This window comes from Verrucosispora sp. WMMA2121 (assembly GCF_027460185.1).
Classification (GTDB): domain Bacteria; phylum Actinomycetota; class Actinomycetes; order Mycobacteriales; family Micromonosporaceae; genus Micromonospora; species Micromonospora palythoicola.
This window is the reverse complement of sequence record NZ_JAPZBH010000006.1, coordinates 2,189,635-2,210,446: the sequence shown is the minus strand read 5'-3', so window position 1 is coordinate 2,210,446 and position 20,812 is coordinate 2,189,635. Positions and strand designations below refer to the sequence as shown.

The 20,812-nt window shown below is 72.4% G+C and carries 17 protein-coding genes; 9 read left to right on the top strand and 8 right to left on the bottom strand.

What is annotated here, in order from left to right:
- Positions 1–14 precede the first annotated feature (14 nt).
- From purD to O7605_RS19015, 8 genes are all read left to right on the top strand, one after another.
- Positions 15–1,265, top strand: coding sequence for a phosphoribosylamine--glycine ligase (purD, locus tag O7605_RS19050; RefSeq protein WP_269740423.1), 1,251 nt, complete (start codon positions 15–17; stop codon positions 1,263–1,265).
- Positions 1,266–1,411: 146 nt separating this feature from the next.
- A complete protein-coding gene (locus O7605_RS19045) occupies positions 1,412–1,915 on the top strand; it encodes an RNA polymerase sigma factor (RefSeq protein ID WP_269740422.1) in 504 nt (167 codons plus the stop codon).
- Positions 1,912–2,508: a hypothetical protein gene (locus O7605_RS19040; protein WP_269740421.1), complete on the top strand. Its 597-nt coding sequence runs from the start codon at positions 1,912–1,914 to the stop codon at positions 2,506–2,508. The genes O7605_RS19045 and O7605_RS19040 overlap by 4 nt, the downstream gene beginning before the upstream one ends.
- Before the next feature lie 117 nt (positions 2,509–2,625).
- Complete coding sequence (locus O7605_RS19035) at positions 2,626–3,258, top strand: hypothetical protein (protein ID WP_269740420.1); 633 nt, start codon at positions 2,626–2,628, stop codon at positions 3,256–3,258.
- Positions 3,259–3,400: 142 nt separating this feature from the next.
- Positions 3,401–5,422: an SPFH domain-containing protein gene (locus O7605_RS19030; protein WP_269740419.1), complete on the top strand. Its 2,022-nt coding sequence runs from the start codon at positions 3,401–3,403 to the stop codon at positions 5,420–5,422.
- The gene (locus O7605_RS19025) at positions 5,415–10,496 is read left to right on the top strand and encodes a DNA repair ATPase (RefSeq protein ID WP_269740418.1); all 5,082 of its coding nucleotides are present in this window, start codon (positions 5,415–5,417) and stop codon (positions 10,494–10,496) included. Before O7605_RS19030 ends, O7605_RS19025 begins: the two co-directional genes overlap by 8 nt.
- A gap of 168 nt (positions 10,497–10,664) precedes the next feature.
- Positions 10,665–11,171, top strand: a complete 507-nt coding sequence (locus tag O7605_RS19020) for a SigE family RNA polymerase sigma factor (RefSeq protein ID WP_210822883.1) — start codon at positions 10,665–10,667, stop codon at positions 11,169–11,171.
- A gap of 343 nt (positions 11,172–11,514) precedes the next feature.
- The gene (locus O7605_RS19015) at positions 11,515–12,018 is read left to right on the top strand and encodes a hypothetical protein (protein WP_269740417.1); all 504 of its coding nucleotides are present in this window, start codon (positions 11,515–11,517) and stop codon (positions 12,016–12,018) included.
- Between the two features lie 64 nt (positions 12,019–12,082).
- Here O7605_RS19015 and O7605_RS19010 read toward each other — a convergent pair whose 3' ends face one another.
- From O7605_RS19010 to O7605_RS19000, 3 genes are read right to left on the bottom strand one after another with little or no spacing between them, the layout of a single operon-like run.
- A complete protein-coding gene (locus O7605_RS19010) occupies positions 12,083–13,645 on the bottom strand; it encodes an AMP-binding protein (RefSeq protein ID WP_269740416.1) in 1,563 nt (520 codons plus the stop codon).
- 1 nt (position 13,646) lies between these two features.
- Positions 13,647–14,861: an acyl-CoA dehydrogenase family protein gene (locus O7605_RS19005; RefSeq protein WP_269740415.1), complete on the bottom strand. Its 1,215-nt coding sequence runs from the start codon at positions 14,859–14,861 to the stop codon at positions 13,647–13,649.
- Between the two features lies 1 nt (position 14,862).
- Positions 14,863–15,315 carry an SCP2 sterol-binding domain-containing protein gene (locus O7605_RS19000; protein WP_093403799.1) on the bottom strand — a complete coding sequence of 151 codons (453 nt, stop codon included), beginning with the start codon at positions 15,313–15,315 and terminating at the stop codon, positions 14,863–14,865.
- A 67-nt stretch (positions 15,316–15,382) separates the two neighbouring features.
- Between O7605_RS19000 and O7605_RS18995 the strand changes: the two genes are divergently transcribed.
- Complete coding sequence (locus tag O7605_RS18995) at positions 15,383–16,021, top strand: TetR/AcrR family transcriptional regulator (protein WP_269740414.1); 639 nt, start codon at positions 15,383–15,385, stop codon at positions 16,019–16,021.
- An 11-nt stretch (positions 16,022–16,032) separates the two neighbouring features.
- Here the strand turns inward: O7605_RS18995 and O7605_RS18990 are convergent, their stop codons facing one another.
- The 5 genes from O7605_RS18990 to O7605_RS18970 form a co-directional block, all read right to left on the bottom strand.
- Complete coding sequence (locus O7605_RS18990) at positions 16,033–16,647, bottom strand: DedA family protein (RefSeq protein WP_269740413.1); 615 nt, start codon at positions 16,645–16,647, stop codon at positions 16,033–16,035.
- A 54-nt stretch (positions 16,648–16,701) separates the two neighbouring features.
- Positions 16,702–17,991 carry an adenylosuccinate synthetase gene (locus O7605_RS18985; RefSeq protein WP_269742685.1) on the bottom strand — a complete coding sequence of 430 codons (1,290 nt, stop codon included), beginning with the start codon at positions 17,989–17,991 and terminating at the stop codon, positions 16,702–16,704.
- 119 nt (positions 17,992–18,110) lie between these two features.
- Positions 18,111–19,070 (bottom strand): hypothetical protein, encoded by a 960-nt coding sequence (locus O7605_RS18980; protein ID WP_269740412.1) that lies wholly within the window; start codon positions 19,068–19,070, stop codon positions 18,111–18,113.
- Positions 19,071–19,080: 10 nt separating this feature from the next.
- Positions 19,081–20,055 carry a serine/threonine protein kinase gene (locus O7605_RS18975; RefSeq protein ID WP_269740411.1) on the bottom strand — a complete coding sequence of 325 codons (975 nt, stop codon included), beginning with the start codon at positions 20,053–20,055 and terminating at the stop codon, positions 19,081–19,083.
- Complete coding sequence (locus O7605_RS18970) at positions 20,052–20,804, bottom strand: NUDIX hydrolase (protein ID WP_269740410.1); 753 nt, start codon at positions 20,802–20,804, stop codon at positions 20,052–20,054. The genes O7605_RS18975 and O7605_RS18970 overlap by 4 nt, the downstream gene beginning before the upstream one ends.
- Between the last annotated feature and the right edge of the window lie 8 nt (positions 20,805–20,812).

Genomic DNA, 20,812 nt, shown 5'->3' with positions numbered 1-20,812 from the left:
TAGGATGACTCGGCGTGCGGGTTCTTCTTCTTGGTGGTGGTGGGCGGGAGCATGCGCTCGCCCTGGCGTTGGCCGATGATCCGTCCGTCGAGGCGCTGATCGCGGCACCTGGCAATCCGGGGATCGCGGCGGTGGCGCAGCTGCAGGCCGTCGACCCGGTCGATCCGGTGGCGGTGGCGGGGCTCGCCGTCGAGGTGGGCGCGGACCTGGTCGTGATCGGGCCGGAGGCGCCACTTGTCGCGGGGGTCGCCGACGCGGTTCGGGCAAAGGGCATCGCGGTCTTCGGGCCGTCGGCCGAGGCGGCCCGCCTGGAGGGCTCCAAGACCTTCGCCAAGGAGGTGATGACCGCCGCCGGTGTCCCCACCGCACGGGCCTACCCGTGCACCGACGAGGCGAGCACGGCCGCCGCCCTGGACCGGTTCGACCCGCCGTACGTGGTCAAGAACGACGGGCTCGCCGCCGGCAAGGGCGTGGTGGTCACCGACGAGCGCGCCGCAGCCGAGGCGCACGCCCGCGAGTGCGGTCGCGTGGTGATCGAGGAGTACCTCGCCGGCCCCGAGGTGTCGCTGTTCGTGGTCACCGACGGCGAGACGGCGGTGCCGCTGCTGCCGGCGCAGGACTTCAAGCGGGTCGGCGACGGCGACAGCGGGCCGAACACCGGCGGCATGGGGGCGTACGCGCCGCTGCCGTGGGCGCCGCCGGATCTGGTGGACGAGGTCATGCGGGACGTGGTGCACCCGACGCTGACCGAGATGCGCCGCCGGGGCACGCCCTTCTCCGGCCTGCTCTACGTCGGGCTGGCGATCACCGCTGACGGCCCCCGCGTGATCGAGTTCAACGCCCGCTTCGGTGACCCCGAGACCCAGGTGGTGCTCGCGCTGCTGGAGACGCCGCTGGGTGGGCTGCTGCACGCCGCCGCCACCGGCGCCCTTGCCGACCATCCGCCGCTGCGCTGGCGTACCGGCGCCGCGGTAACGGTGGTGGTCGCCGCCGAGGGCTATCCGGCGGGGCCGCGTACCGGCGACGTGATCACCGGCGGCGAACAGCCCGGCGTGATCCACGCGGGCACCGCCCGCCGGGCCGCCGACGGCGCCCTGCTCTCCGCCGGCGGCCGGGTCCTCTGTGGTACGGCCACCGGCCCGGACCTGGCCGCCGCCCGCGACGCCGCCTACCAGGTGGTACGCGGAATCGAGCTGCCCGGATCGCACTATCGCCGGGACATCGCCGCCGCCGCCATCGACGGCCTGATCACCCTGCCCGGCTGATGGGCGCCTGCCGGTCCGCCCCACCGGTGCTGAGGGTGCTCGCCGCACCGTTGCCGTGACGCGTCCCGTCCGTTGGTGAAAGCCAACCGCCGACCGTGCAACTCGACGCACCGGTGGTGGCGTCTCTAACCGGTGAGGGAGGTGGGATGGACGCCGACGAGTTCGAGACGTTCGTACGGGAGTCCGCACCGACGCTGCGTCGGTACGCCCGCGCCGTCACCGCCGATCCGGGCCGGGCCGAGGAACTCCTCGAGCAGACCTACGTGCGGGTGGCCACGTCGTGGCAGCGACTCCTGGCCGACGGCAGTCCGCTCGGGTACGCGAAGGTCGCCATGGTCCGGCTGCACGTGAGCCGGCTGCGGACGATCGCCCGTCGGGTCCGGTCGTTGCCGACCGCCCGAAGGCCGGTGAGTGCCGAGGCCGGTGGGCCGGACGACGGTCACCTGCGCCGGCTGCTCGCCGGGCTCGCCCCGTTGCAACGGGTGGTGCTGGTGATGACCTATCTGGACGATCTGGACGACGAGTCGATCGCGGCGGCGATCGGGCGCCGCCCGGGGACCGTGCGATCGCTGCGTCATCGCGCCCTCGACACCGTGCGGGACGGGTTGCCGATCACCCGGGTACGCCCGGAAGTGGAGGCGGCGGGATGACCGACGTCCGGGACGCGCTGCGTCGGGTGTGGACCACCGAGTCCGGGTCGCCCGCGCCGGACCCGCTGCCGGCGGTGCGGGCCCGGCTGCGCCGTCGTCGCCGGGTGCGGGCCACCGCCGCCGCGCTCGCCTCGTGCGCGGTCGTCGGCTTGGCGGTGCTCATGGCGGTGACGGCACGGCACGACGAACCTGCGCCGCCCCCCGCCGGACCGCCGGCCAGCCCGGTCGCACCCGGGCTGCGGGGCCTGCCGCCCGGTCTGCGGCCGGTCGACGCCACCGACGCGGTGCTGCGGATGGCCCGGCCGGAGGTGGTGCCGGCCGGCACCCGGTCGGCGTACGAGGGAACCGGCCCGGTTTCCCGGGTGGTCGCGGTGACCGACTTCGAGGCTCCACCGGGCCTGCCCGGCACACCGCGCGAGGTGACCGTCCCGACCAGTGCCGAGGTGCTGGCCACGGATGAGCCGGCGACGTCCACGGCGTACCTGTCGGCGTGGGCACCGGACGGGCGCTGCTGGTTCCTGGCGGTGACGGCGGCAGACGCGGAGACCCGGTGGTCGACGCTGGACGCCCTGATCGAGGTCAATCTCGGTTGAGCGGCCGTTCAGGCCGGCTGGACCGGCCGATCGGCCACCGTTGGGCGTTGACATCCCGTGTCACGATCATCGTGCCGGTGGCCGGCCAGGGCCATCGCAACGGGGAGGGAGGACGCGGTGACCGGCTTTCTCGGTGCGGCGCTCAGCTTTCCGACCGTGCTGTTCAGCTTCCTTCTGGTGGTGGTCGTCGGCTACTGGCTGCTGGTGTTGACCGGCGTGCTGGATCTCGGCGACGACCTCGACGTCGACGGCGTACCGGGCACCGTGCTGGCCGGTCTCGGCCTGGGCGGTGTGCCCAGTGCCGTCATCTTCTCCCTGCTCGTGGCGGTGGCCTGGTTCGTCAGTCTCGCCGGCACCGCCCTGCTGGACGGTCTCGGGCTCGGCTCCGGCACCCGGATCGTCGTCTCGGTCGGTGTCCTGCTGGGCGCCGCGGCCTGCGCCTGGCTGGTGACCCGGCTGGTCGCGGTGCCGTTGAGCCGACTCTTCCCCACCGAGACGGACGCCACCCGGCACGCCTTCGTCGGTCGCCTCTGTGTCGTGCGCACCGGTACGGTCACCGCCGACTTCGGTCAGGCCGAGGTGACCGCGGCCGACGGTTCGTCGGCGGTGGTGCAGATCCGGCAGCCGGGCGAGGAGCGGATGCCGGCCGGCAGCTCCGCGTTGATCTACGACTACGACACCGACGGCGAGTTCTTCTGGGTGATGCCCGCCGGACCCGCCTTCGATCCGCTGAGACACGTACCCGAATAGCTCACCACCAATCCGCCGAGCGCAGCCGGCCCACCCCCTTAGGCCGGCCCGCCCCACGCTGCCCCTGAGCCGCCCCGAAAGGAGGATGCGCGGCGTCCCGTCCGGCCGCCTCGGCCGGTCGCCATCGCACGCGCGCCCAGCCATGGATGTCATCACCACCGGTATAGGCGTACTCCTCGCCGTTGTCCTGCTCGTCGCGCTCGGCGTGGTGTTCATGGTCAGCCGGCTGTTCCGGAAGGTCGAGCAGGGCAAGGCCCTGATCGTGTCCAAGGTGCGGCGGGTCGACGTGACCTTCACCGGCGCGGTCGTGCTGCCCGTCCTGCACAAGGCCGAGACCATGGACATCTCGGTCAAGACCATCGACATCGAACGGACCGGCAACGAGGGTCTGATCTGCCGCGACAACATCCGGGCGGACATCCGGATCACCTTCTTCGTCCGGGTCAACAAGACCGTCGAGGACGTCATCAAGGTGGCGCAGGCGATCGGCACCGCGCGGGCCAGCGACCGGGAGACCCTCCAGGAGCTGTTCAACGCGAAGTTCTCCGAGGCGCTCAAGACGGTCGGCAAGCAGCTCGACTTCGTCGACCTCTACACCAAGCGCGACGAGTTCCGGGACCAGATCATCCGGGTGATCGGCACCGACCTCAACGGCTACAGCCTGGAGGACGCGGCGATCGACTTCCTGGAGCAGACGCCGATGGCGCAGCTCGACCCGAAGAACATCCTCGACGCCCAGGGCATCCGGAAGATCACCGAGCTGACCGCGCTGGAGCACGTGCGGACCAACGAGTTCCGCCGCAGCGAGGAGAAGGAGATCACCCGGCAGAACGTCGACGCCCGGGAGGCGATCCTGGAGCTGGAGCGCCGGCAGGCGGACGCCGAGGCCAAGCAGCGCCGCGAGATCGAGACGGTACGCGCCCGCGAGGACGCCGAGGTCACCCGGGTACGCGCGGAGGAACGCCTGCGGGCGGAGACCGCGAACATCCGTACCGACGAGCAGTTGGGCATCCAGCACGAGAACCGGGCCCGGGAGATCGCGGTCGCCGAGAAGAACCGTGAGCGGGTCATCGCCATCGAGACCGAGCGGATCGAGAAGGACCGCCTGCTGGAGGTGATCGGCCGGGACCGGGAGACCGAGCTGAGCACGATCGCCAAGGACAAGGAGGTCGAGGCCGAGAAGCGGGCCATCGCCGAGGTGATCCGGGAGCGGATCGCGGTGGAGAAGACCGTGGCCGAGCAGGAGGAGAACATCAAGCGGCTGCGGGTGGTCGAGGAGGCCGAGCGGACCCGGCAGGCGATTGTCATCCAGGCCGAGGCCGAGGCGCAGGAGAACCTGGTCAAGGACATCAAGGCGGCGGAGGCCGCCGAGGCGGCGGCGAAGCACAAGGCCCGCGAGGAACTGGTGCTGGCCGAGGCCCGGCAGCAGGCCGCCGAGCTGGACACCCGGGCGAAGATCCGGCTGGCCGAAGGCGTCCAGGCCGAGGCGGCCGCGGCCGGCCTGGCCGACGTGCAGGTCCAGGAGCGCAGCGCCGAGGCGATCGAGAAGGTCGGACGCGCCGAGGCCGCCGTCGAGCGGGAGAAGGCCGTGGCCGCCGCCGAGGCGGTGCGCGAGAAGCTGAAGGGTGAGGCCGAGGGTCTCACCGAGAAGGCCGCCGCGATGGCCGCGCTCGACGACGCGACCCGGGAGCACGAGGAGTACCGGCTGCGCCTGGAACTGGAGAAGGAGGTCCGGCTGGCCGGGCTGGACACCCAGCGTCAGGTCGCCGAGGCACAGGCCAAGCTGGTCGCCACCGGCCTGGAGAAGGCGAACATCGACATCGTCGGCGGCGACAGCGTGTTCTTCGACCGGCTGCTCAGCTCGATCTCGTACGGCAAGAGCGTGGACGGTTTCGTGGCGCACTCGGACGTGGCGAAGAATCTCGCCCAGCCGTGGCTGGACGGCACCGCCAGCTTCACCGACGACCTGGCCCGGATGGTCGGCTCGATCGACAGCGCCGACGTGCAGAACCTCACCCTCTCGGCGTTCCTGATGCAGCAGATGCGCTCCGGCGGCGGGGACAAGGGCAAGCTCCAGGAGCTGCTGAAGGCCGCGCAACGCCTCGGCGTGGCGGAGACTCCGGTCGCCGCCCTGACCGGCCCACGGCAGCGCGCCGGTGAGTGAGCCGACCACCGGTCCGGCCGCCGTCGGGCGTACGCCCGGCGACGCCGGACCGGCTCCGGCCGCCCCGGATCCGACCGGGCCGGGGGCCGCGGACGCCGGTACCCGGCCGGGACTGGACGACGGCAGCTACGAGGTGCTGCGGCGGCGGCTCGCCACCCAGGCCGCCGAGCTGGCCCGCCGGGCGGAGGCGCTCAACGTCCGCCGACTGGAGGTCTTCGGCAGCACCGAGCTGCGGCTGCTGAGCACCGAGCGGATCCGTACGGAGCACAACTGCGTACCCCGGGACATCGTCTCGGTGGGCGGGCTGATGCTGTTCGGCTACAACGTCTTCATCGGGTTGAAGCCGGAGACCACCGTCGACGACGTCTTCTCGCTGCACCGGTTCGGTCGCGAGCCCGGAAAACCCGGCGACGGCGGTGCCGACGGGCCGGCGGTGGCCGGGTTCCGGTTCGACGAGGCGGGCCACGACGAGCTGCCCGGCCTGCTCCGCGACCCGCAGTTCGTCCGCGACTTCGGTGAGCTGTACCGCTACTACCGGCAGGCCCGCCTGCTGCAACTGCGTCGGGTCGACGGTCGGCTGCTGGCGGTGTTCCAGACCGGGCCGCGCACCGAGGACATCCGGGTGCTGCGGTGGCGGGTCGGCGTCGACGGGGTGCCCGAGTACCTGGACAGCCGGGGCGAGCGGGACCACGTCTTCCCGCCGTCGCACGACTTCGAGTGGACCGAGACGACCCGCGAGGACCACGTCCTCGGCCGGCACCCGCACATCTCGATCGACGGTCAGGTCTTCGTGGAGACGGTCGGCGGCACGCTGACCGTGAAGGTGGAGAACAACACCGAGGTCGGCGAGGGTGTCTACAGCGAGCCGGTGGACGAGCCGTTGCAGAGCCTCGCCGACGCCGACGTGCACTGGGCCCGGGTGGGGCCGCTGATCCTGTTGCGGCTGCGGCCGTACAAGGAGACGCAGTGGCGGCACCTGGTGTTCAACACGCTCACCCGGGAGGTGGTCCGGCTCGACGGCATCGGCGTCGCCTGCCAACGGCTTCCGGAGGACCACGGCATCATCTTCCCGGGCGGGTACCACCTGGTCACCGGCGTCACCAGGACCTTCGACACCGATGTGTCGGAGCTGGAGTTCGAGCGGGTGGTGCGCTCACCCAACGGCGAGGACGTGCTCTACGTCTTCCACGCCCGCGCCGACGGCCGCAGCCTGCTGCTGCCGTACAACGCGATCCGCAAGGAGGTGGCCGCGCCGATCCCGTGCCACGGTTTCTCGCTGTTCGACGACGGCACCCTCGTGGTGTTCCGGGCCGTGTCCGAGGAACCGACCCGGGTGCATCCGATGCAGGTCTGGCAGACGCCGTACGTCTCGGACGCGTACGCGGCGGCGCAGCCGGCCGGCACCGGGCCGCTGGAGCGGGTCGGCAACGCCGACCTGGTACGCGGCATCTCGGACTGCCTCTCGGCGGCCCGGATGGTCGACGGCACCGCCACCGCCGAGGTCTACGACGCGTTGCTCGCCGCCTGCGCCCGGATCACCGACCACTACCACTGGCTCGGCGAGGACGACCTCGGCGACCTGGCCACCCCGCTGGCCGGGCTGCGTCGCACCGCCGCGGCCGTGCTGGAGGAGCACGAGAAGGTCCGGACCCTCACCGAGCGGGCCCGGGCCGAACTGGACGACAGCGCCGAGCAGATCGCGTCGCTGGCCCGCCGGGCGCGCGGCGAGGCGCCGCTGACCGCCGACGACTGGGTCACCCAGTTGGGCGGCCTGCGCCGCGCCCGGGGGCACCTGGAGACGCTGCGGGAGCTGCGCTACGTCGATCACGCCCGGATCGACGAGCTGGCCGGTCGACTCGACGAGGAACTGGCGGTGGCCGGTCGCCGGGCGGTGGAGTTCCTGCGCCGCGACGAGGCGTTCACCGGTTACCAGCAGGAGGTGGCGCGGCTCGCCACGAAGGCCGCCGAGATCGGCACGGTGGCCGAGGCGGGCACCGTCCACGACGAACTGGCCGCGCGTACCGACGGACTGCAGACCATCACCGACGTGGTCGGCGGGTTGGACATCGCCGACGCGACGGTCCGCACCGGCATCCTGGGCCGCGTCGGCGAGGTGCTGGGCGCGGTCAACCGGGCCCGCGCCGTGCTGGACAAGCGCCGCCGGGAGCTGGCCGCCGCGGAGGGCCGGGCCGGCTTCGCCGCCGAGTTCGCCCTGCTCGGGCAGGCGGTCACCGGTGCGCTGGCGGCGGCGGACACCGCCGAGCGCTGCGACGAGCAACTGGGTCGGCTGCTGCTGCGGGTGGAGGAGCTGGAGTCCCGGTTCGGCGAGTTCGACGACTTCCTCGCCGAACTGGCCACCCGCCGCACCGACATCTACGAGGCGTTCTCCTCCCGCAAGCAGGCGCTGCTGGACGAGCGGGCCCGCCGGGCCGACCGGCTCGTCGCCTCGGCCGAACGGATCCTGGTGAGCGTGCACCGGCGAGCCGGCACCCTCGGCTCGCTCGACGACATCAACACCTACTTCGCGGCCGATCCGATGGTGGACAAGCTGCGCGCGGTGGTCGAGGAGCTGCGTACCCTCGGCGACGCGGTGCGGGCCGAGGAGCTGGACGGCCGGGTCCGGGCCGCCCGCCAGGAGGCCGGGCGTGGCCTGCGCGACCGGCTCGACCTGTACGCCGACGGCGGCGAGACGATCCGGCTGGGCCGGCACCGTTTCGCGGTGAACACCCAACCGATCGACGTGGCGGTGGTGCCGGCCGAGGGTCGGATGGTGGTGGCGGTGACCGGCACCGACTACCGCGCCCCGGTACGCGACGAGGAGTTCCAGCAGACCCGACGGTTCTGGGACCAGTTGCTGGTCTCCGAGTCGGCGCAGGTGTACCGGGCCGAGTACCTGGCCACCGCGATCCTGGCCGCCGCCGAGGCCGGTCGCGACGGGCCCGACCTCGACGAGTTGCACACGGCGGCGGTGGACGCCGACGGGCTGCGGGAGCTGGTCCGGCGGATCGCCGAGACCCGCTACGACGAGGGATATGAGCGTGGCGTGCACGACCACGACGCGGCCGAGATCCTGCGGGTGCTGCTGCGCCTGCACGCCGGCGCGGGACTGTTGCGCTATCCGCCGGCCGACCGCGCCGCCGCCCAACTCTTCTGGCGGTACGCCACCGACGAGTCGACCCGGTCGACCTGGACGGCACGCGCCGCCTCGCTGGCCCGGGCCCGGGCGCGGTTCGGTCGCCCGGACGGCGCGGACGCCGCCGACCTGCTCTGTGGTCAACTGGCCGAGGCGATCGAGGTGTTCCTGCGCGAGGCCGGACTGCCGGTGCCGCCCGGTGGCAGCGCGCTCGCCGGGGAGTACCTGTTCGCCGAACTCGCCGCTCCTCCGGTGCGGTTCGTCACCGGTGGCGGGGCGCGTACCCTGCTGGACCGGTTCCGCCGGGCGCTCGGTGGCCCGCAGTCCCGTTCCTCCCGCGAGTTCGACGACGACCTGCGGGCGCTCGGTGACGACCTGGCCGGCCGGTACCAGCTCGTCGAGGCGTGGCTGACCGCCTTCCTGGCCACCGACGACGGCGGCCTGTCCGGGTACGACCTGCCGGAGGCGGTCGCCGTCGAGCTGTGCGGCCCCGACCTGGCCCGGGAGGACAGCGCGGCGACGATGACGGAGACGGTCGGCGACCTGCTCGGCGCGCATCCGCGCATCGACGGCTCCACTCTCGACGTACGGCTGGACGAGACGCTGGCCCGGACCCGCGCGTTCCGCACCGACCTGGTCCCGGCGTACCGGGACTACCAGCGGCGACGCAACGCGCTGGTGGAGGTCGAGCGGGAGCGGTTGCGGCTGGAGGAGTACCGGCCGAAGGTGATGAACGCCTTCGTCCGCAACCGGCTGCTCGACGAGGTGTACCTGCCGCTGATCGGCGACAACCTGGCCCGGCAGCTCGGCGCGACCGGCGACGGCAAGCGGGTCGACCAGTCCGGCCTGCTGTTGCTGATCTCACCGCCCGGCTACGGCAAGACCACCCTGATGGAGTACGTGGCCAGCCGGCTCGGCCTGGTCTTCGTCAAGGTCAACGGGCCGGCGCTGGGCTCGAAGGTCACCTCGCTGGACCCGGCGGAGGCACCCGACGCCACCGCCCGGCAGGAGGTCGAGAAGATCTCCTTCGCCCTTGAGCTGGGCAACAACGTGCTGCTCTACCTGGACGATATCCAGCACACCAACCCGGAGCTGTTGCAGAAGTTCATCTCGCTCTGCGACGGGCAACGCCGGATGGAGGGTGTCTGGGCGGGCCGGACCCGCACGTACGACCTGCGCGGCAAGCGGTTCGCGGTGTGCATGGCGGGCAACCCGTACACCGAGTCGGGGAAGCGGTTCCGGGTGCCGGACATGCTCGCCAACCGGGCCGACGTGTGGAACCTCGGCGACGTGCTCTCCGGGCGGGAGGAGGTCTTCGCGCTCAGCTACGTCGAGAACGCGCTCACCGCGAACCCGGTGCTGGCACCGCTGTCCGGGCGGGACCGCGCCGACCTGGAGCTGCTGGTGCGGATGGCCCGGGGCGACGACACGGTCCGCGCCGACCAGTTGTCCCACCCGTACCAGCCGGTGGAGCTGGAGCAGGTCGTTTCGGTGCTGCGCAAGCTGCTGCGGGTGCAGCAGGTGGTGCTGGCCAACAACCAGGCGTACATCGCCTCGGCGGCGCAGTCCGACGACGCCCGCACCGAACCGCCGTTCCAGCTCCAGGGGTCGTACCGGAACATGAACAAGCTGGCCGAGCGGATCGTCCCGGTGCTCACCGACGAGGAGCTGGAGGCGGTGATCGACGACCACTACCTGGGTGAGGCGCAGACCCTGGCGGCCGGCGCGGAGGCGAACCTGCTCAAGCTCGCCGAGCTGCGTGGCCGGCTCACGCCGGAGCAGGCCGCCCGCTGGGCCGAGGTGAAGGACGCCTTCCAGCGCTCGCGGGCGCTCGGCGGGGCCGGCGACGACCCGGTCGACCGGGCGGTCGGCGCGCTCGGCCTGCTCGCCGACCGGGTCGGCGGCGTCGCCGCCGCCATCGGCCGCGTCACCGACCGCTGAGCACGAAAGCGGGCGGGGGCTCCCTGCGCTACCCCGAGGACATAGCTGTTGGGGCGGGGTTCGGTGCTCGTCAGGAGCGCGCCACCAGTGATCGGGCCGATTCGATTGGCGGGCAACCCCACACCTGGCGCCCTCCGTTTGAGTGGTGAGGCGAGGAGGTGACCGGGGTTGCCGGTGGACTACGAGGGTTACCGCGAGTACGTCGCGGCGCGGCTGGATCCGCTGCGGCGTACCGCGTACCTGCTCTGCGGTGACTGGCACACCGCCGACGACCTGGTGTCGACGGCGTTGGTCAAGCTGCTGCGGCACTGGCGACGGGTGTCCGCGATGGACAATCCCGACGCGTACGTGCGGCGTACCCTGCTGCGGGTCTGGCTGGACGAACGCCGCCGGCCATGGCGTCGGGAAACCTCCTGGTCCGAGGTACCCGACCGGGCGGTCATCCCGGCCGTCGAGGGTACTGCGGACCGGCTGGCCATCCTCGCTCTACTCGCCGAGTTGCCGCCGCGTCGCCGGGCGGTCCTGGTGCTCCGCTACTTCTGCGACCTCTCGGTGGAGGAGACCGCCCAAGAACTCGGCTGTACCACCGGAACAGTGAAGAGCCAGGCTGCCCGGGCCATCGAGACCCTGCGCGGGCGGCTTGTCGGCGACAAGGAGGTACCCACGCATGGATGAGTTGTCCCGACAGATGCGCTCTGCCGTGGTCGCGCCGCCACCGAGCAGGATCTCGGTGGACCGGTTGATTGAGGCCGAGGTTCACCGTAGGCGTCACCGGAGCTGGACAATTGCGGCCACCGCAACCGCTGCTGTTGCCGCCGCTGTCCTGGTAATGCCGAACGTGCTGGCCCGCCATGGGGCCGCTTCCGGTCCGGTCGGCTTCGCAGCCCCGCCGGGCTTGCCTACGGGCTCGGCACCCGCGCTCTGCACAGGTGTGAGCCCGAAGCCTACTGGCCCGCAACCACCGACACAGTCGCACGACACCGTCCGTGCCCGTCCTACCGAGTCGCCCGAGGAGGCGGTGGTCCGGCTGACCGGCGTGTTCCGCGCGATGCTGGGCAGTGCGCTGCCGCCGGGCGTACGCCTGGAGCCGGCGCAGCCAACCTGCACCGAGCCCCAGTTCGTGTACCACCCCAGCTACCGGTGGTACACGGTCGATGGCTCGATGCGGCGCGCCGACGGTGACTCCGGCTTCTTTCAGCTGCGGGTGTTCGCGACCGGCACCGACGAGGCCATGGCCGAACTCTGCAGCGGCGGTCCGGACGAGCTCAGCTGCGAATCCAAGGACTACCCGGACGGCGCGACGGCAGTGGTTCGGGTGGACGAGTTCATGGCTGACGGCCGGCAGCTTTGGGCGCTGCTGAGCAGGCCAGACGGGACCTCGGTGCAGATCATGACAAACAACCTGCACCACGAGGTAATCGGTAACCAGGTCGAGACGACGCTGACCGCAGACGAGCCGCTGCTGACAGCGGACCAGCTCGTGACCATTGCCCGCACACCTGGTCTGACCCTCTACCCGTGAACCCACCGACTCGATCCACCAGCAACCGTCGGCAGCTGAGGGCTCGGCGTTCTGCTGGCGGCGTTCAGGCGTAGTAGCGGCGTAGTTCGCGGGTGAGCACCTTGCCGGTGGCGTTGCGGGGCAGGTACCTGACGAAGACGACGTCGCGGGGCACCGAGAAGCGGGCCAGGTAGTGCCGGACGTACTCGCGGACCGCCTCGGCGTCGAGGGTTTCGCCGGGGTACAGGGCGAGGAAGGCGGCGAGCCGCTGGCCGTAGTCGGGGTCGGGTACGCCGATGACGGCGGCCTCCCGCACCTGGGGGAGCTGGGTGAGCAGCTGTTCCACCTCGGCGGGAAAGACGTTCTCCCCGCCGGAGACGATCATGTCGTCGGCGCGGCCGTCCACGAAGAGCAGTCCGTCGGTGTTGACCCGGCCCAGATCGCCGGTGTCCAGCAGGCCGTCGTGCCGAGCCCGGTCGGCACCCGAGGTGTAACCCTCGAAGAGCATCTCGTTGCCGACGAGGATCCGCCCGACCCGACCGGCGGCCACCGGCTTGCCGTCGTCATCGACGATCTCCAGCCGGGTTCCGTGCGGCGGTCTGCCCGCGGTGGTGGGTGCCCGGCGCAGGTCGGCGGGGGTGGCGATGGAGGCCCAGGAAGCCTCGGTCGACCCGTAGAGGTTGTAGAGCACGTCGCCGTAGGCGTCCATGAACGCCGCCGGCAGCCCGCCGGGCAGCGCCGAGCCGCTCACCGCGACCACCTTCAGCGGTGGCCGGCGCTCCGGCGGCGGCAACTCCATCAGTCGCTGCAGCATCACCGGCACCGCGAACAGCGCCTGACAGCGGTGCCGCACCAGGGCGTCGAGGGTGGCGGCCGGGTCGAAGCGTCGGTGCAGCACGATCGTGGCCCGCAGGGCGAAGCAGACCTGTAGGGCCGCGTACCCCCAGGTGTGGAAGATCGGGGCGGCGATCAGCACCCGGTCGCGGACGTGCAGCGGGATCCGGTCGATGATGGAGACCAGCGGGCCGAAGCCGTTCGGGGTGGGCCGGCGGGCGCCCCGGGGTGCACCGGTGGTGCCGGAGGTGAGCACGATGATCCGGCCGTCCCGCTCGGGCGGGCGCAGTTCGCCGGGAAGCGCGGTGTCGATCAGTTCGTTGCGGGCCTGCTCATCGAGACGGTGCAGGTCCGCCGGCAACCCAAGGGTCCGCTCGGTGAACTCGTCGTCGTGCACCAGGATCCGCAGTCGCTGCTCCTGCGCCACGGTGGCCAGTTGCGCCGCTGAGAGACCGGTGTTGACCAGCACCGCGTCGGCGCCCAGCAGCGTGGCGGCGACGATGGTCTCGATCAGCCCCGGGTGGTTGCGACCGAGCACGGCGATCCGGTCGCCGGCCTGGACGCCGAGCGCGGCGCGCAGCGCCCGGGCGAGCCGTGTGGACCGGTCGAGCAGTTCGGCGTACGTCAGCTCGGTGCCCTGCTCGTCGATGACGGCGACCCGGCCCGGGTCCCGGGCCGCCGCCTGGCGCAGTTCACCGGCGAGGCTCCAACCCCACTTGCGTAGCGCGCTGAGCTGCGACGCGACGCGGATCGGACGACCCGGGGCGAGCAGTCCCCGCCGGGTCAGCGTGGTGACGATGAACGGCAGATCCATGTCAGCGGATCGGCATCCCGGAGATCGCCCGGGAGATGACCAGCCGCTGGATCTCCGAGGTGCCCTCGAAGATGGTGTAGATCTTGGCGTCCCGGTACCAGCGCTCGACCGGGTGGTCCCGGAGGAAGCCGGCACCACCGAGCAGTTGGACCGCCTTCTCGGTCACCGAGACGGCCACCTCGCCGGCCTTGAGCTTGGACATCGAGCCCTCACCGGCGGTGAACGGCCGGTTGTTCCGGCCCATCCAGGAGGCCCGCCAGACCAGCAGCCGGGCGGCGTCGATCTCCATCCGCATGTCGGCCAGCGCGAACGCGACCGCCTGGTTGGTGATGATCGGGCGACCGAACTGCACGCGTTCCTTCGCGTACGCCAGGGCGTACTCGTAGGCGGCCCGGGCCACGCCGAGCGCCTGCGCGCCGACGGTGGGTCGGGACAGCTCGAACGTACGCATCGCAGCCTGGCCGGAGGCGCGTTGCCCGGAGCGGGCGCGGGCCAGGCGTTCCGCCAACGCCTCCTTGCCGCCGAGCAGGCACCGGCCCGGTACCCGGACGTCGTCGAGGAAGACGTCGGCCGTGTGCGAGGCGCGCAGGCCGAGCTTGCGCAGCTTGCGGGTGGCGGAGAGACCGGCGGTGCCCGGTGGTACGACGAACGCGGCCTGTCCCCGCGAGCCCAGTTCCGGCTCGACGGAGGCGGTCACCACATGCACCCCGGCGATCCCGCCGTTGGTGGCGTACGCCTTCTGCCCGCGCAGCACCCACTCGTCGGTGGCCTCGTCGTAGGTCGCCCGGGTACGCATGGCGGCGACGTCCGAACCGGCCTCCGGCTCCGAGCTGCAGAAGGCGGCGACGGCCGGGGAGTCGGCGTCGCCGAAGCACTGCGGCACCCATTCGACGAGTTGGTCCGGGGTGCCGGCGCCGTAGATGGCGGCGACCGCGAGCGAGGTGCCGAAGATGCTCAGCCCGATCCCGGCGTCGCCCCAGAACAGTTCCTCGCTGGCGATCGGCAGCGACAGCCCGGTGGGATCGGCCCAGCAGGTGGCGAGGAACTCGAAGCCGTAGAGCCCGACCTTCGCCGCCTCCTGGATGATCGGCCAGGGGGTCTCCTCTCGGGCGTCCCACTCGGCCGCGGCTGGGCGCACGACCTCGCTGGCGAAGCCGTGCACCCAGTCCCGTAGATCCCGCTGTTCCTCGTTCAGGTCGAGCGAGAACTCGGCCATGTCAGGCCTTGGGGATGTCGAAGAGGTTCGCGATGTTGGCGGCCAGGCCCAGGTCACCCTTTGCCTTGAGCTTGCCGGTCATGAACATCATGACCGGGTTGGCGCCGCCGGAGACGATCTTCAGGAACTCGACCGGGCCCATGGTCAGGCTGAGCCGGGGGTCGTGCTGCGGGGTCTCGTTGACCGTGCAGGTGCCGTCGGCGATGACCACCTCGTAGGTGTCGGTGCCGCCGTCCGGGGCGCCGGTGATGTTCCAGTGGATGACCGCGTTGGTGGAGCCGGCCCGGTCGGCGCGGAACAGCTGCGGCATCCGCCCGAAGACCTCACCGAGGATCTTGCCGCGCAGGTCACCGGACATCACCTCGGCCAGCTTGCTCTCCGGGGTGTTCTTGACGAGCTGGGCGAACTCCTTCGGGCCGACGTTCGCGAAGTTGGCCGGGTCGAAGTCAGTCATGGGAAGGCACCTCTCGGACAGTGGCTACTCGTGCGTAACCTTACGCACGAGTAGGTATGCTCGCAAGGTGTCCACCGGTCCCGCCTTCAAGCGCCTCCCGCGCGCCGTACGGCAGCAGCAGATGCTCGACTCCGCGGTACGGATCTTCTCCCGGCGCGGGTACCACGGCGCCAGCATGGACGAGATCGCCGAGGTGGCGGGCATCTCCAAGCCCATGGTGTACGCGTACCTGGGCACCAAGGAGGAACTCTTCGTCGCCTGCCTGCACCGTGAGGGCACCCGGATGGTGGAGGCCATCGCCGGAGCCGCCGCCCCCGACCTGCCCGCCGACGAGCGACTCTGGCGCGGACTACGGGCGTTCCTCGGCTTCGTCGGCGCGCACCGGGACGGCTGGGCGGTGCTCTACCGGCAGGCCCGCGCCGAGCAGCCCTTCGCGCGTGAGCTGACCGTCATGCGGGCCCGGCTGGTGGAGGTGGTCGCCGGGATGCTCGACCACGCGCTGCGCGCCGAGGGGCGCGAGGTGGCCGACACCGAGCTGGAGGTGGTCGCGTACGCGCTGGTCGGTGCGAGCGAGTCACTGGCCGACTGGCTGGCCGACCATCCGGAGGCCGACCCGGAGAAGACCGCCACCCAGATGATGAACGTCGCCTGGCTCGGCGCCGGGCAACTGCTGCACGGCCTGACCTGGCGTCCGCCCGTGGCCTGACCGGCCGGGCCTCAGTGCCGGGCGGCCCGGTGGTGGGCCCGGCGGCGCAGCCCGCGTGCCAGTTGCACCAGCAACGTGACCGCGACCGACAGGCCGATGCCGGCCAGGATCCCGTAGATCGGTTCACGCTCGAAGGCCAGCCCGCCGACGAGGCCGAGCAGCACGCAGTATAGCGCCCACGTGCCGCCGCCGATCAGGTCGTAGAGCAGGAACGGGCGCAGTGGGTAGCGCACCGCCCCCATGGTCAGGGTGACCGCCGTCCGCCCGCCGGGCAGGTACCGGGCGGAGGTCAGGATGACGCCGCCGTGCCGGCACACCGCCCGCCGGGCCCACTGCGATCCGGCCCGGCGTCGGCTGTTCTCGGGGGAGCGATCCAGCCGACGCGAGCCGCCGCCGCGCCCGATGGCGTAGGAGACGTGGTCGCCGAGCACGGCACCGAGCATGGTCGCCACGAACACCACCACCAGGTTCGGCTCGCCGCCGGTGGCGAGGACGGTGGCGGTGATGACCGCCGCCTCGGCCGGCACCAGCGGGAGGACCGCGTCGACAGCGGTGAGCCCGAACAGCAGCAGATACACCCACGGCGAGGTGAGCGTGTGCCGGAGCAGGTCGAGCGCGGCCTCCATGGCTACATGCTCGCTGCCGGGCGGAGGCACCGGGCCGGGACGGACGGATCACCGCTAATGGGGCCTTCCACCCGTTGCCGCCGTCGACCGGACGACCGTGCCGCGTACCGCATGGCTGGCGTCGAGCCGAACCGCCTTGTCCTCGGCGGTGGGCCCGTGGGAGGTGAGCACCACGGGTACGCCCAGCGCCTGCTCGACCGCCGTGGGCCAGTCGACCGGCGACGGAGCGTCGTACACCGGTCTGGCCCGCAGCAGGCGGGTGGTGAGCGCCGCCTGCCGGTCGAGGTCGCCGGGTGGGCCGGGCGCCAGCCCGTCCGGGTCGGTGTAGCGGTGGCAGATCCGCAGGTCGAGACCCTGACCAACGAGATCCAGGTGGGTCAGCGCCAAGCCGTCGACCCCACCGGCGACCGCCAGGGCGTACGCGTGGGCGACCGCGTCGAAGTGGCCGAACCGGAAACGGCCCTGCCACGGGTTCGTCGGGTTGTGCGGATCGGTCAATCCGAGCGCCGGATCCTCGGTCACCAGCGGGCCCGGCCCGTGCCGGGTGGTGACCGTGCGTAGCACGCCCAGCCGGGTCGCCGATCCGGCCAGCCCCGCCTCGGCCAGCAGCGCCTCCGCGTTGGCGGCGGTGGTGGTGCTCCATGTGGTGTACGGGTGGAAGCCGTGCCACTCGTCCAGCAGCACTCCCTGCGCGCCCTCGAACACGCAGGTGCCGGCGCGCAGCTCCGCGACGAGCCAGCTCCGGTCCACGATTTCCACCCGCTCGGCGAAGGCCCGGTACGCGGGCAGGCAGTCGGCGACCGGCGGGGCGTCCAGCGGGCCGAGTTCGGCGCTGAGCCGGTCCCGCAGCACGGTCAGCCGGCGGCGCAGCAACTCGGGGTTGCGGCAGTCCGCCACCCGGGGTGCCTGGTCGGGGTGGGCGAGACCGTACGCGACGGCCTCGCCCACCCCCAGCCCGCAGGAACCGTGCCGGTCGGCTCCACGGGCCAGTTCCCGGGCCCGGTTGGCGGCCCGGTGGTACGGGGTGGCCAGCAGCGCCGCACCGGCCACGGTCAGTCGGTCGAGCGCGTCGGGCACCCCGACGGCGGCGAGGTGGTCCGCCTCGGCGGCCAAGGCCAGCGGGTCCACCACCACGTGCCGGGACAGGTGGGTGCGTACCCCGGGCCGGAAGGTGCCCGCGCCGAACTGGGCGAACGTGTGGTGCCGGCCGTCGCGCAGCACGACGTTGTGTGCCGCCTGCGCACCCCCGTTGAACCGCACCACCGTCCGTACCGGCCGGGTCGCGCAGAGCCAGTCCACGACGGTGCCCTTCCCCGCGTCGCCGTACCCGAGGTCGACCACGATCACGTGCTGGTCGCGCGGCCCCCTCGCCGCCGACCCGCCCGTCGACCACCGACCCGCCACGGCGTCCGCCGGCTCGCCGGTCACCGTGCCGCCCGGGACCACACCCGCCGCCGTCCGGGTCACAGCCGGACCACTCCGCGACCGGTGGTCCGACCGGTCGGCAGCTCCGACACCTCGGCCCGCGATCTCCCGCCCAACCGGGCGAGCGCCTTCGACACCGTGCCGGTGGCGGACGAGCCGGCCCGGTCCAGGTCCCGCAGGCCCTGGTCGAGGTCGATCGCCTGCTCGCCGAGACCGACGGTGAGCGCGATGGTCTCGCAGACCGCGGCCAGGTCGTCCAGTTCCAGAGCCTGTTGGCCGAGCAGGTCGCGCCAGAAGTCGAGCACCCGGCGGTTGCCGGAGTAGTGGCTGCCGGCGGGCAGCAGGTAGTAGGTGTCCCAGCGGCGGGTGACCTCGTCGACGATCTGCCGCATCGGCACGTCCTCGCGCAGGTCGTCGCCGATGAGTCGAGCCACCTCGCCCGACTTCACCCGCGGGTACGCCAGTTCGTCGCCGATGACGAACAGGTAGCCGCGCCGGCCCCGCTTCTCCCAGCTGTCGGTGACCGTGTGCCGGGCCATGAAGTACAGCGCCAGCTCGTACGACTCCCGCATCTGGCCGCCGCCGCCACCCTCCAGCACGATCCGACCGAGGTCGTCGTCCATCCGGTTGTCGGACTCGAACTGCCCCACCTGCAACGGCACCCGGTCACAGGTGGCGTCGCCGATCGCGCCGAACATGATCTGTGGGTCGCGGGCGTAGCCCTGGCGCAGCAGCAGCCCGAGCAACTGCGGCAGCTTGGCCTGGAGGACGCGGGGCACGTGCCCCATCGAGCCGGTCACGTCGAACAGGACGGCGACGGGGGTCGACCGCGGGTGTTCCGCGCTGTCCCGGCTCTCCCGGACCGCGCCGCGCGGGTCCAGCGCGGGGTGCACCACCCGGGCCCCGCTGTCGCTGTAGGAGAAGGCGCTGGTGCCGGTGGCCCGGCGGTAGCGGTCGGCGGCGTCGTACACATCGGTGGACCAAGCTCCGCTGCCCATGGCAGCCTCCTTAGGGGTTGAGGGTGAAGGGACGGAAGGTGCGCGGCCCGTAGAGGTGGTGCAGCACCTCGTCGAGTTCGCGCAGCAGCAGCCAGGCGTCGTCGGGGCGGGCCCGCAGGAACCGTTGCCGGCAGCCCCGGGCGAAGTCGAGCAGCCGACGTGGGGCGTCGCGGTTCAGCAGCCAGGTCATGCAGCGGGTGGCCATGAAGATGTCGGTGCCGGGCCCGCACGGGCCACGGTCGGGCACCTCGGGCGGGTACCAGGTGTCGTGGTCCGGCACCATCGCGGGCACCCGGCCGCCCGGCACGGTGGAGAAGCACCAGTCGACCAGCACCAGGCCGTGGGCGGCGGGGTCGATCAGCACGTGTGACGGCAGCACCGCACCGTGCACCAGACCCGCGCGGTGGGCCAGGCCGAGGGCGACCAGGAGCCGCCGCCACATCCACGCCACGTCCCGGCCGTCCAGCCCGTCCGGATAGGCGCGCCGCACCTCGACCAGGCTGTGCAGCCCGGGCGCGGTGCCGAGCACGGAGATCCGGCGTTCCGCACCGGTGTCGGCGTCGCGGTGGGTGAGGCTGTCGACCAGCCGGGGGACGTACGGCAGCCAGCGCGGGTCACCCCGTTCGGCGAGCGTGCGCAGGGCGCGTTGCTCGCGCACCATCAGGTCGTTGTCGGCCGCGTCGCGCGGCAACTTGAGCAGCCGGTCCGCACCGACGTCGTACAGGTCGGCGAGGTCGCCGGAGTACGCGGGACGCCCGCACCGGTAACCGTGCAACACGGTGACCCGCCGGGCCCGCCAGCGGCTGGTGACCCGGAGAAAGGCGGCGGTGGCAGCGGCCCGGATCCCCGGACCGGCCCAGCCGAGCCGGTCCGGGTGCAGCGCGCCGACGAGTTCCCGGTAGCGCCGCTCCGGCGCGTCGCCACCGAACAGTTCGTCGTCGTCACGGGCGGTGGTCACCAGGCGGATCGCCTCGTCGGTGGTCATCGCACCGTCTCCTCGCGCGCCGGCCGCAGCAGCGCCGGGTGCAGCAGCCGTGCGTCTCCGGCCCGGTAGAGCCGGGCCCGCGGGCCGCCCCGGGTGCCGCCGCGTTCGGTGCTGGCGCCGGTGCTCTCCACGAAGCCCGGCACCGAGAGCACCTTGCGGTGGAAGTTGCCGGCGTGCAGCTGGTGCCCCCAGACCGTCTCGTAGACGGCCCGCAGCTCCCCGATGGTGAACTCGGGGGCGAGGAAGCGGGTGGCCAGCGGGGTGTATTCCAGTTTGGCGCGCGCCCGCTCCAACCCGTCGGCGACGATCTGGCCGTGGTCGAAGGCGAGCTGCCGGTTGGTCAGCTCGGCGACCGGCACCCAGACCGCCTCGTCGGCGTCGGTGCCGGCCGTCGCGTCCGGCAGGTCGGGCGCGAAGGCGAGATGGGCGATCGAGACGATCCGCATCCGGGGGTCGCGGTCGGGCGCGCCGTAGGAGGCCAACTGCTCGACGTGGACGCGACGGAGGGGCTCGCCGTCGAGACCGGTCTCCTCGGCCAGCTCCCGCCGGGCGGCGGCCACCAGGTCCTCGTCCGGCCGGACGAAACCGCCGGGAAGGGCCCAGAGGCCGGCGTGCGGCTGCTCGCCCCGGCGAATCAGCAGCAGGTGCAGAGCGCCGTCGCGGATGGTCAGGGCGACGATGTCGACGGTGACCGCGACCGCCGGGTAGGCGTGTGGGTCGTAGGCGGCGAGGAAATCCTGCTCGTTCACGCTCGGTC

Coding starts and splice junctions, on each gene's coding strand:
- O7605_RS19045 (WP_269740422.1), top strand. CDS start 1,412: ATGGACGCCGACGAGTTCGAGACGTTCGTACGGGAGTCCGCACCGACG.
- O7605_RS19040 (WP_269740421.1), top strand. CDS start 1,912: ATGACCGACGTCCGGGACGCGCTGCGTCGGGTGTGGACCACCGAGTCC.
- O7605_RS19030 (WP_269740419.1), top strand. CDS start 3,401: ATGGATGTCATCACCACCGGTATAGGCGTACTCCTCGCCGTTGTCCTG.
- O7605_RS19010 (WP_269740416.1), bottom strand. CDS start 13,645: ATGGATCTGCCGTTCATCGTCACCACGCTGACCCGGCGGGGACTGCTC.
- O7605_RS19005 (WP_269740415.1), bottom strand. CDS start 14,861: ATGGCCGAGTTCTCGCTCGACCTGAACGAGGAACAGCGGGATCTACGG.
- O7605_RS19000 (WP_093403799.1), bottom strand. CDS start 15,315: ATGACTGACTTCGACCCGGCCAACTTCGCGAACGTCGGCCCGAAGGAG.
- O7605_RS18990 (WP_269740413.1), bottom strand. CDS start 16,647: ATGGAGGCCGCGCTCGACCTGCTCCGGCACACGCTCACCTCGCCGTGG.
- O7605_RS18980 (WP_269740412.1), bottom strand. CDS start 19,070: ATGGGCAGCGGAGCTTGGTCCACCGATGTGTACGACGCCGCCGACCGC.
- O7605_RS18975 (WP_269740411.1), bottom strand. CDS start 20,055: ATGACCACCGACGAGGCGATCCGCCTGGTGACCACCGCCCGTGACGAC.